General features: G+C 71.6%; 9 protein-coding genes and 1 riboswitch. Of the genes, 4 read left to right on the top strand and 5 right to left on the bottom strand.

Annotation, left to right across the window (positions count from 1 at the left end; translation table 11 throughout):
* Positions 1 to 527 (top strand): amidase family protein (locus EHS43_RS27445; protein ID WP_260470739.1); only part of this gene is annotated, 527 nt, incomplete at its 5' end.
* 62 nt (positions 528 to 589) lie between these two features.
* Complete coding sequence (locus EHS43_RS27440; RefSeq protein WP_125193430.1) at positions 590 to 1,180, top strand: flavodoxin family protein; 591 nt, start codon at positions 590 to 592, stop codon at positions 1,178 to 1,180.
* On the opposite strand, the gene EHS43_RS27435 is transcribed toward EHS43_RS27440, so the two are convergent.
* The 4 genes from EHS43_RS27435 to EHS43_RS27420 all read right to left on the bottom strand — a co-directional run bounded on the left by EHS43_RS27435 (position 1,170) and on the right by EHS43_RS27420 (position 5,648).
* The gene (locus EHS43_RS27435; RefSeq protein WP_125193429.1) at positions 1,170 to 2,072 is read right to left on the bottom strand and encodes an ABC transporter permease; all 903 of its coding nucleotides are present in this window, start codon (positions 2,070 to 2,072) and stop codon (positions 1,170 to 1,172) included. The two genes, EHS43_RS27440 and EHS43_RS27435, sit on opposite strands and share 11 nt — an antisense overlap.
* A complete protein-coding gene (locus EHS43_RS27430; RefSeq protein WP_125193428.1) occupies positions 2,059 to 3,057 on the bottom strand; it encodes an ABC transporter ATP-binding protein in 999 nt (332 codons plus the stop codon). The genes EHS43_RS27435 and EHS43_RS27430 overlap by 14 nt, the downstream gene beginning before the upstream one ends.
* A gap of 50 nt (positions 3,058 to 3,107) precedes the next feature.
* Positions 3,108 to 4,367 (bottom strand): sigma-E factor regulatory protein RseB domain-containing protein, encoded by a 1,260-nt coding sequence (locus EHS43_RS27425; protein WP_125193427.1) that lies wholly within the window; start codon positions 4,365 to 4,367, stop codon positions 3,108 to 3,110.
* Between the two features lie 270 nt (positions 4,368 to 4,637).
* Entirely contained in the window at positions 4,638 to 5,648 is a 1,011-nt protein-coding gene (locus EHS43_RS27420; RefSeq protein WP_125193426.1) for a polyprenyl synthetase family protein, read from the bottom strand.
* A 243-nt stretch (positions 5,649 to 5,891) separates the two neighbouring features.
* On the opposite strand from EHS43_RS27420, the gene EHS43_RS27415 reads away from it, so the two are divergent.
* Both EHS43_RS27415 and EHS43_RS27410 read left to right on the top strand, forming a co-directional pair.
* Positions 5,892 to 7,910 (top strand): CocE/NonD family hydrolase, encoded by a 2,019-nt coding sequence (locus EHS43_RS27415; RefSeq protein WP_125193425.1) that lies wholly within the window; start codon positions 5,892 to 5,894, stop codon positions 7,908 to 7,910.
* Positions 7,911 to 8,179: 269 nt separating this feature from the next.
* Positions 8,180 to 8,352, top strand: a riboswitch (cyclic di-AMP (ydaO/yuaA leader).
* Positions 8,353 to 8,357: 5 nt separating this feature from the next.
* Complete coding sequence (locus EHS43_RS27410) at positions 8,358 to 8,840, top strand: transglycosylase SLT domain-containing protein (protein ID WP_125193424.1); 483 nt, start codon at positions 8,358 to 8,360, stop codon at positions 8,838 to 8,840.
* A gap of 3 nt (positions 8,841 to 8,843) precedes the next feature.
* Here the strand turns inward: EHS43_RS27410 and EHS43_RS27405 are convergent, their stop codons facing one another.
* The gene (locus EHS43_RS27405) at positions 8,844 to 9,656 is read right to left on the bottom strand and encodes an HAD family hydrolase (protein WP_125193423.1); all 813 of its coding nucleotides are present in this window, start codon (positions 9,654 to 9,656) and stop codon (positions 8,844 to 8,846) included.
* Positions 9,657 to 9,868: the final 212 nt, after the last annotated feature.

The following is a 9,868-nucleotide window of genomic DNA, read 5'->3' as shown; positions in this document are numbered from 1 at the left end:
GCCCCCGTCTTCCCGTCACCGCCCTCTGGTCCCCCGACCTCGGCTTCGCCGACACCGACCCGGGGATCGCGCGGATCGCCCGCGCCGCGGCCGGGCGGCTGGCCGACGCCGGTGTCGTACGGTCTGCCCGGAGCCGTGCCCCGCTCCGCCTGCACGACCCCGCCTCCGCCTGGCTCGCCCTGCGCACCCCGGGCTCCGATCCGCGGGAGGCCGAGCGGGTCCGGGCGGCCAACGACCGGCTCCTGGACGAGTTCTTCGCCGGCACCGACATGCTCATGACGCCCACGACCCCCTGTCCGCCGCACGGTCACGAGGGCCCGGGCGAGCGCTACTCCACCGCTCTCACCTGGGCGTTCAATCTCTCCGGTCACCCGGCGCTCAGCCTCCCGGCCGGATTCGGCCCGGACGGCTGCCCGGTCGGACTCCAGCTCGTGGCCCGGCACGGCGGTGAGGCGCTGCTGTTGGAGGTGGCCCGGGCGGCAAAAGCGCAGGCATGGGGCACGGAGACGCACCCCCTGGACAAGTAATTGCGCACGCATATAATGCATGTGCGAGTATTTACCGTACGCCCACCAGCCGGGAGATCTCCATGACGCGCCGTTTCCTGTTCGTGCTCGGCAGCAGCCGCAGCGACGGCAACACCGAGCTGCTGGCCCGCCGGGCCGCCGAACAGCTGCCCAAGGACGTCGAGCAGCAGTGGATCGACCTCGCGGAGCATCCGCTGCCCGACTTCGAGGATCTGCGCCACGACACGGACCACGTGCGTCCGACGATCGGCCACACCGCACTGCTCTTCGACGCGACGCTCGCGGCGACGGACATCGTGATCGCCTCCCCGCTGTACTGGTACTCGGTCTCCGCGCAGGTCAAGCGCTACCTCGACCACTGGTCGGGCTGGCTGCGCACCCCGGGTGTCGAGTTCAAGGCGACCATGGCGGGCCGCACGCTCTGGGGTGTCACCGCGCTGGCGCACGAGGAGTTCGAGGTCGCCGAGCCGCTGATCGGCACGCTCAACAACTCGGCCGCGTACATGGGGATGCGCTTCGGCGGGGTGCTCCTCGGCAACGGCAGCAAGCCCGGTGACGTCCTGCGCGACACCGAGGCACTCGCCCGGGCGAAGACCTTCTTCGACCAGGAGGCCCCGCTCGCGCGGTTCCCCTACGAGCAGGTCACGCCGTGATGTCCTTCGCCGTGAACCTCGCCCACGCGGCCGAGCCGAAGACCGCCGCGTACAGCGCCTGGAGGCCGAGGTTCTTCACCAGGTCGTCCCAGTAGACCGGCTCCCGCATGAGGTCGGCGAAGGACAGCCAGTAGTGGGAGAAGAAGTACGGCTGGAGAGCGTGCAGCTGGGGGATCTGGTCGAGGATCTGGACCGTGATGAGCAGGCCGACCGTCGTGGCCATCGCCGCGATGCCGCTGTTCGTGAGGGTCGAGACGAACAGGCCGAGGGCCGCCACGCCGACCAGTGAGGCGGCCACCACCAGGGCGATCAGCAGGGCCCGTCCGAGGCCCTCCGCGAAGGTGATCCGGGTGCCGGAGATCGTCGTCAGGTCGCCGAGCGGGAAGAGCAGGGCCCCCACCGTGAGCGCGGAGACGGCGACCACGAGGGTGGCGACCAGGCAGAACGTCATCACCGTCGCGTACTTGGTCAGCAGCAGCCGGGTGCGGCCCGCCGGGGCGACCAGCAGATAGCGCAGGGTGCCGGCGTTGGCCTCGCCCGCGATCGCGTCGCCCGCGATGACGCCGATGGCCATCGGGAGGAAGAAGGGGAGGGTCGCGGCGAGGCCGGTGAAGACCAGGAAGAGGCCGTTGTTGGTGATCTGGGAGATGAAGGCGGGTCCGCCTCCGTCTCCGGGGCCCGACGAGGAGCCGTCGCCGGTCTCGATCTTGACCGCGACACCGACGAGGATCGGGACCGCCGCGAGTACCGCGAGCAGGGCGAGGGTGCGCCAGCGGCGGAACGTGGTGTGGAGTTCGTTGCGGAAGAGGGTGCCGTAGAAGGACGTACGGCGGCTTGCGGCTCGTGGGGGCTCGCCGCGTCCCCGAACAGCGGTCTCCTCAGCCTGCGACATCGAAGCCCTCCCCCGTCAGCGCCACGAAGGCGTCCTCCAGAGAGGCCCGTTCCAGGGCGAAGCCCCGCACTCTCACGCCCGCCTTCACCAACGCCGCGTTGATGTCGGACAGTTCGTCGTCCGGGGGGTCGCAGCTCACCTGGTCGTCCGCCACCACCACGTCCGGGAGACCTCGTTCCTTCAGCACCCTTGCCGCGTCCGCCGTGTCCGGAGTCGTCACCACCAGGCGTCCCCGCGCCCCGGCCGCCAGGTCCGTCACCGGGCCCTGGGTGATCAGGCGGCCCTGGGCCATCACCGCCGCGTGGGTGCAGACCTGCTCGATCTCGTCGAGGAGGTGGGAGGAGAGGAACACCGTGGTGCCGTCGGAGGCGAGCTCCCGCACCAGGGAGCGGATCTCCCGCATGCCCTGGGGGTCGAGGCCGTTGGTGGGCTCGTCCAGGACCAGGAGTCTGCGGGGCTGCAGGAGGGCCGCGGCCAGGCCGAGTCGCTGCTTCATGCCGAGGGAGTACGCCTTCGCCTTCTTGCCGGCGGCGGCCGCGAGCCCCACCCGGTCCAGGGCGGCCGCCACACGGGTGTTCCGGGTGCGCGGGTCGGCGGTCGGGTCGGCGGCGTCGTAGCGGACGAGGTTGTCGCGGCCGGAGAGGAAGCCGTACAGAGCCGGGCCCTCGATGAGGGCGCCGACGTGCGGGAGTACGGCCCGGGCGGCGCGCGGCATGGGGCGGCCCAGGACGCGCGCCGAGCCGGAGGTCGGTTCGATGAGGCCCATCAGCATGCGGATGGTGGTGGTCTTGCCCGAGCCGTTCGGGCCGAGGAAGCCGAAGACGCTGCCCACCGGGACGGTCAGGTCGAGACCGTCCACGGCGAGCTGTCCGCCGCGGTAGCGCTTGGTGAGGGCGTGGGTGCGGATGGCCGCTCCGTCCGCGTCCCCGCCCGCGCCGTCGCCCGACCCCTGCGGATCCGGCTCCGCGGCTGACGGCTGGTCCATCGGCTCCCTCGATTCGTCGTGCCCGCTCGATCCGTCGTGCCCGCCCGGGACTACTTCGCCGCGTCGGCCGCCTTCACCAGCGCGTCCTTGGTGACCGCGCCGACGTAGACCTTGCCGTCGTCGGTGATCAGGGCGTTGATCAGGCGGGTCTTGAAGACGGTGCCCTCGCCGAACTTGCCGGAGACCTTGTCGCCGAGCGAGTCGAGGAAGCCGCCCAAGTCACCGCCGGCCTCGGAGCCGGAGGGGACGCCCTGGCCGCCGGTGTCGAAGGTGGCGATGGAGTCCCAGCCGTCCCCGAGGACGTTCAGCCCCTCGGGGCCGTGCTCGCCGAGGCCGGCCGAGCCCTTGCCCAGGCCCTCGCGCTGTTCCTTGCCCAGTTCCTCGCGCTGTTCCTTGCCGAAGCCCTCGGAGTGTCCGGGTGCCTTCGAGGCGTCCCCCTCCTCGACCTTCGCCCCCTTCGGCGGGGTGAAGTCGAAGGTGGAGGCGGCCGGCCTGGCGAAGCTGACCTGGGTGAAGCCCGCGTCCACGACGGCCGCGCCGCCGCTCGCCGGGGTCAGCGTGAACTTCAGCGGCAGACCGGTCTTCGCGTCCACGGCCACGGTGATCTGGCCAACCGTGGAGCCCTCGTCCCTGGGCTTGACGACCAGGCGGTAGGCGTCCCGGCCCGCGACCTGCGCGGTGCCCTCGACCGATACCGAGGTGGTCTCGTCCGCGGCCTTGAGTGCTTCCTCGGCGAGGTCCTTGGGAGTGGCCGGGAGCTCTTCCCGCTGCTTGCCCCGGCTCTCGGAGGCCGTGGTGTGGAAGACCGAGTTGGACGCGCTGTCGTAGCCCCAGACGTCCTTGCCGTTGTGGATGAGGCTGTATTCGGCCGCGTTCTCCAGCAGCGAGATCTTCTGCCGGTCCTCGCCGTCGGCGGCGACGCGCAGCGTGTGCGTGCCGGAGGCGAGCGCGGTGAGCTTGGTGGACGGGTCGGCGGACGAGTCGCCCGATCCGGAGGGCCCGGCGGCGGAGCCGAGCGAGCTCTCCAGGCCGCCGAGGTCCGGCAGGCCGAGATCCGTGGTGATCTTCACGGTGCCGGACAGCTGCTGCACGTCCGACGCGGCGATCTTCTCGATGAGTTCCTGTGCGCTGATCTTCGGCAGGTCGGGGTCGCCGGAGTCGGCGAGCGCCGGGACGAGCCCGATGGTCGCCGCCGCGACCCCCACCACCGTGGCCGGCACGACGTACCGCGCGGCCTTGCGCCGACGCGCGGATCGCAGCTCTTCGGCGTCCGCGGCGGTCACGCTGTCGTCGGATTCGTACGGTGCCATGTGTGCCTTACCTCCGTCGTCGGCGGCGGCTGTCAACTCCCGTGCGTCCACCCGTAGCCGCCATTCTCACCCGAATCGGTGAGGAGTGGTGTTTTCCGTGGTGTCCATCTGACCAAATCGGCCATGAGCATGCGTCAGCCCTCGGGGCCAAGTCCGCGTACACCTGGGGTATGACACGACATGCGGGCGCCCCCTACGACCCGTAGGGGGCGCCCCCGGCGACGAGCCGGTTCTTCACGACGGGGAAAGCACAGGCAGTGACGCATGTCACTACCCGGCGCGGTGCACCACCGCGTCGCACAGCTCCATCAGCGCCGCCTTCGCGTCGCACTCCCGCAGCGGGGCCAGGGCCGCGCGCGCGTCCTCGGCGTAGCGCACGGTGTCCCGGCGAGCCTGCTCCAGGGCCGGGTGGGTGCGCAGGGCCGCCAGGGCCTGGGCGTGCCGCGTGTCGTCCGTGAGGTCGGAGTCGAGCAGCTCGCACAGGGCGACGTCCTCGGCCAGGCCGAGCCGGGCGGCGCGCTCGCGCAGCCGCAGGACCGGCATGGTCGGGATGCCCTCGCGCAGGTCGGTGCCCGGCGTCTTGCCGGACTCGTGGGAGTCGGAGGCGATGTCCAGGACGTCGTCGGCCAGCTGGAAGGCGACGCCGAGACGCTCGCCGTACTGGGTCAGGACGTCCACGACCGTCTCGTCGGCGCCCGACATCATCGCCCCGAAGCGGCAGGAGACCGCGACCAGCGAGCCCGTCTTGCCGCCGAGCACGTCCAGGTAGTGCTCGACCGGGTCCCGGCCGTCCTGCGGCCCGGCCGTCTCCAGGATCTGGCCGGTGACCAGGCGCTCGAACGCCTCCGACTGCACGCGGACCGCCTCGGGCCCGAGGTCGGCCAGGATGTGCGAGGCGCGGGCGAACAGGAAGTCGCCCGTCAGCACGGCCACCGAGTTGCCCCAGCGGGTGTTGGCGCTGTCGACGCCCCGCCTGACCTCGGCCTCGTCCATGACGTCGTCGTGGTACAGCGTGGCGAGGTGGGTCAGCTCCACCACGACGGCGGAGGGCACCACGCCCGGCGCGTAGGGGTCGCCGAACTGCGCGGCGAGCATCACGAGCAGCGGCCGAAACCGCTTTCCGCCCGCTCGCACCAGATGTTGGGCGGCCTCCGTGATGAAGGGGACCTCGCTCTTGGTGGCCTCGAGCAGTCCCTCCTCGACAGCCGTCATTCCGGCCTGGACATCGGCTTCCAGAGCCTGGTCCCGCACGCTCAGCCCGAACGGCCCGACGACGGTCACGAGGGGTCTCCTGTCTGCTGGTGTCTTCTGGCGGTTACGAGGAATGTCGATAGGTCGCTGCCATCACTCAAGTCAGCGTATCCGGTCACCTTTGGATCACCGATAGCGCCCGCCCCGTCCATGCCAGGCGGTATCGGATCACGACCGGTATGTTTTTGATCACCTGAAAAGGATGGATATCTATCGACTTGTAGGGAATTAGCCGCCGGCGTCCCGAACCGAAGCCGCGATCGAGGGCCTCCGATGCGCATCCGTACGTCCTTCCCCTTCGAGACGACCCACGAGGACGTCCGTGTCCCGCTCGCGGACGGGACGCTCCTGTACGCACGCGTGTGGCGACCCCTCACTCACGAACCGGTACCCGCGATCCTCGAATACCTGCCGTCCCGGCTCACCGACTGGACCGCGCCCCGCGACTGGCAGCGCCACCCCTGGTACGCGGGTCACGGCTACGCGTCGGTCCGCGTGGACGTGCGCGGGCACGGCAACAGCGGGGGCGTGCCCGGCGAGGAGTGCTCGGCGGCCGAACTCGCCGACGGGGTCGAGCTGGTCGAGTGGCTCGCGGCGCAGCCCTGGTGCGACGGCCGGGTCGGCATGCTCGGCATCGCCTGGGGCGCTCGCACCGCGCTTCGGATCGCGGCCCTCGCACCCGAGCCGCTCAAGGCGGTCGTCGCCGTCTGCGCCGACGGCGACCGTCACGGCAACGAGGGGCGCCGCGGGGGAGGTTGCGTCCTGGCGGCGGACACGCACGCGTGGGCGGCGACGATGCTCGCCTTCGCGTGCCGCCCGCCGGATCCGCTCCATGTCGGCGACGCCTGGCGGGAGATGTGGCTCACGCGCCTCGAAGGGGTGGTGCCGTTCGTCCACACCCTGCTCGACCACCGGGCCGGCACCCCGCACGGGCCGAGCGGCGGCGCCGGCGGGGACCTGGGTGCGATCGACGCGGCCGTCCTCGCGGTGGGCGGCCGGCACGACCCGTGCCACGCCACGGTCCTCACGCTCGTCGAGCACCTGCCGAGCGCTCGCGTACGGGGGATCCTCGGCCCCTGGTGCCACCGGTACCCGGACCGCGGCCGGCCGCCCGGGCCGGCGACCGGGTTCCTGACGGAGACCCTGCGCTGGTGGGACCAGCACCTCAGGGGCATCGACACCGGCGTGATGCGCGAACCCCTGCTGCGGGCCCACGTCACCGACTCCCACCCCCCGGCCACGGCGTACGGTCCCCTGCCCGGCCGCTGGGTCGGCGAGCCGTCCTGGCCCTCCCCGAACGTGACGACCGTGGCGTACGGCCTCCAGGGCACGCCCGTCCTGGTCCGTTCCCCGCAGCACACGGGTGTGGACGCCGGCCGGTTCCTCCCCGTCGGCAACGACGCCGACCTGCCGCCGGACCAGCGGGAGGAGGACGCCCGTTCGGCCTGCTTCGAGTTCGCGGTGGGCGAGGAGACGTGGGTGCTGGGGCGGCCGCGGGTGCGGCTCAGGCTGACCTCGGAGGTGCCGCGCGGGCAGGTCGTCGCGCGGCTCTGCGATGTCGCCCCGGACGGATCGTCGACGCTCGTCACGCGGGGCGTGCTGGACCTGGCGGCCCGTCAGGGCCTCGACCGGGCGGCGCCCTGGGAGCCGGGGTCCACGCAGGAGGTGGCCGTCGAGCTGGACGGCGTCGGGCACGCCTTCCGGGCCGGGCACCACATCCGGCTCGCCGTCTCCTCCGCGTACTGGCCGTGGGTCTGGCCGCAGCCCGGATCGCAGGCGGGGTTCGTGCTGGACCCGGCGGGGAGCTTCCTCGAACTGCCGGTGCGCGCGCGGGAGACGGGCTTCGACCTCGCCCTCGATGACCCGGAGCGGTCCGCGCCGCTCGGGGTCACCCCCGGCGCAGCCGCTGACGGCTGGAGCCCGGTGACGCTGGACGAACCCCGCCCCGAGCGGCTGGTCGTCCGTGACGTGGCCAAGGGCGCGTGGCGTCTGGAGGTCGACCCCCGGCTCGGCGGCACGCGCGTGTACCCCGACGGTCTGGAGTGCGTCGAGGAGGCACTGGAGACGTACACGATCGACGAGCAGGACCCCCTGTCCGCGCGCACCCGCTCCGACTGGTCGATCCGGCTGCACCGCCCCGAGCTCGCCTGGGACGTGACCGTCCGGATCCGCTCGGAGATCGCCTGCGAGGGGACGGACTTCCGCACCTGCGACGAGGTCGTCTGCACCGCGGGCGGTGAGGTGGTCTTCCACCGGACGTGGGAGAAGCGGATCCCACGTCCGGCCGGTTGAACATGAGTTGAGCGTTCTTGACCGTTTTACCCCTCTTGCGCTCGGCTGTGACTTGGCCCACTCGGGCGGGCGGATCGGCGATGTTCCGGAATCCGCCGATCCGCCTTTCGCCGTGCGCGAGTTGAGGCTTGGCGAACGCAAAGGATCAAGCACCTCAAATGCCTCACACCAAGGTCAATAGGCACTCCATGTGAATTCGCCACTTGTTCCGGACATGTGCTCTCGCATACGTTCCCGGCCTGTCGGGCGGCCGCCGAATCCTGCCACCGCCCGCACACCCACCGAGAACCACGGCAGGAGCGGGGGAACCAGGTAAGTCGTCGTACCGGTCGTCTTCGGACATACCGGTACGGCTTGGGGTGAAGTCCCGCCTTTCACAGGCGTGGCCGGGCAGCTCCCGCCCGAACCCGACAGCTCACCTCGCAGGCGACGGAGAGGAACTTCACCATGTCCGCTGCCGCTCAGCACCGCCGTACCCGCACCAGCCGTCTCGCCCGCAAGCTCGCCGTCGCCGGCACCGGTGTCGCCGTCCTCGCGCTCCCGCTCATCGGCGCCACCAGCGCGTCCGCGGCCACCCCGGCCGTGCAGACCGCGACCGCGCTCGGCTACCCCAACACCCTCGACGGCTGGATCCGGGCCTCCCTCGCCGTCATGGCGGAGCACGGCATCCCCGGCTCCTACGACGGCATCTACCGCAACGTCATCCGCGAGTCCTCCGGCAACCCCTACGCCATCAACCTCTGGGACTCCAACGCGGCCGCCGGCACGCCCTCCAAGGGCCTGCTCCAGGTGATCGACCCGACCTTCAACGCGTACCACGTGGCCAACACCTCGTGGGACCCGTACGACCCGGTGGCGAACATCACCGCGGCCTGCAACTACGCGGCCCAGCGGTACGGGTCCATCGACAACGTGTTCGGCGCGTACTAGGAACTACGCCCGCGGGAAGAGTCCTTCGAGGACGACGGCGATGCCGTCGTCCTCGTTCGACAGGGTCACCTCGTCGGCCACGGCCTTGAGTTCGGGGTGGGCGTTGGCCATCGCCACGCCACGGGCCGCCCAGTCGAACATCGGGATGTCGTTGGGCATGTCCCCGAAGGCGATCGTCACCTCGGGGCCCAGACCCAGGTGGTCGGCGGCCAGCGCGAGGCCGGTCGCCTTGGTGATGCCGCATGGCTGGAGTTCGACGGTCCCGGGCCCCGACATGGTGACCGTCGCCAGCGAGCCCACCACCGAGCGCGCCGTGAGCGCCAACTCGTCGTCGGACAGGTAGGGGTGGCGCAGCAGCACCTTGCTGATCGGCTCGCACCACAGGTCGTCGCGCCGGCCCACCCGCACCGCGGGCAGCGTCGGATGGGGCATCAGATAGCCCGGTTCGATGAGCGTGAGTCCGTCGACACCGTCCTGGTCCACGGCCGCGTACACCTGTCCGACCTCGGCCTCGATCTTGCCGAGCGCGGTCTCGGCCAGCTCCCTCTCCAGCGTCACCGACCAGAGCAGACGGTCCGCGCCGGCGTCGTACACCTGCGCGCCCTGTCCGCACACCGCGAGCCCCGTGCTGCCGAGGTCGTCGAGGAGCGGCCGCACCCTGGGCGCCGGCCGCCCCGTCACGACCAGGTGCCGGGCCCCACCCGCGGCCACCCGTGCGAGCGCGGCCCGCGACCGGTCGGAGAGGGTGTCGTCGGCCCGGAGCAGCGAGCCGTCCAGGTCGGTGGCGATGAGTGAATATGCGGTGGAGGGGGCCATGATCAGAGAATACGGATGGTTGGCCCCAGCGACTCGATGCGAACCGGACGGCCGCTGCTTTCACATCCGTTGACAGCAGTTCCGCTTCCGGCACGCGCCGGCTCGGCCCCGCGCACCGGTGCGCGCCGTGCGTCCGGGCACGGCGGGTGTGGGTAAGTCCGCTCGGGCGGCGCCTTGTTGGTCCACCAACCGATGGCGGCACGGCGTGGCCG

The sequence above is a fragment of the Streptomyces sp. RP5T genome, assembly GCF_003933965.1.
Lineage (GTDB): Bacteria > Actinomycetota > Actinomycetes > Streptomycetales > Streptomycetaceae > Streptomyces.
Note: the sequence above shows the minus strand (reverse complement) of the source record. Positions and strands in the feature narration are given on the sequence as shown.

Excerpts from the sequence above, each read along its gene's own strand:
- EHS43_RS27440 (WP_125193430.1), top strand. The coding sequence starts at position 590 with ATGACGCGCCGTTTCCTGTTCGTGCTCGGCAGCAGCCGCAGCGACGGC.
- EHS43_RS27435 (WP_125193429.1), bottom strand. The coding sequence starts at position 2,072 with ATGTCGCAGGCTGAGGAGACCGCTGTTCGGGGACGCGGCGAGCCCCCA.
- EHS43_RS27430 (WP_125193428.1), bottom strand. The coding sequence starts at position 3,057 with ATGGACCAGCCGTCAGCCGCGGAGCCGGATCCGCAGGGGTCGGGCGAC.
- EHS43_RS27425 (WP_125193427.1), bottom strand. The coding sequence starts at position 4,367 with ATGGCACCGTACGAATCCGACGACAGCGTGACCGCCGCGGACGCCGAA.
- EHS43_RS27415 (WP_125193425.1), top strand. The coding sequence starts at position 5,892 with ATGCGCATCCGTACGTCCTTCCCCTTCGAGACGACCCACGAGGACGTC.
- EHS43_RS27410 (WP_125193424.1), top strand. The coding sequence starts at position 8,358 with ATGTCCGCTGCCGCTCAGCACCGCCGTACCCGCACCAGCCGTCTCGCC.
- EHS43_RS27405 (WP_125193423.1), bottom strand. The coding sequence starts at position 9,656 with ATGGCCCCCTCCACCGCATATTCACTCATCGCCACCGACCTGGACGGC.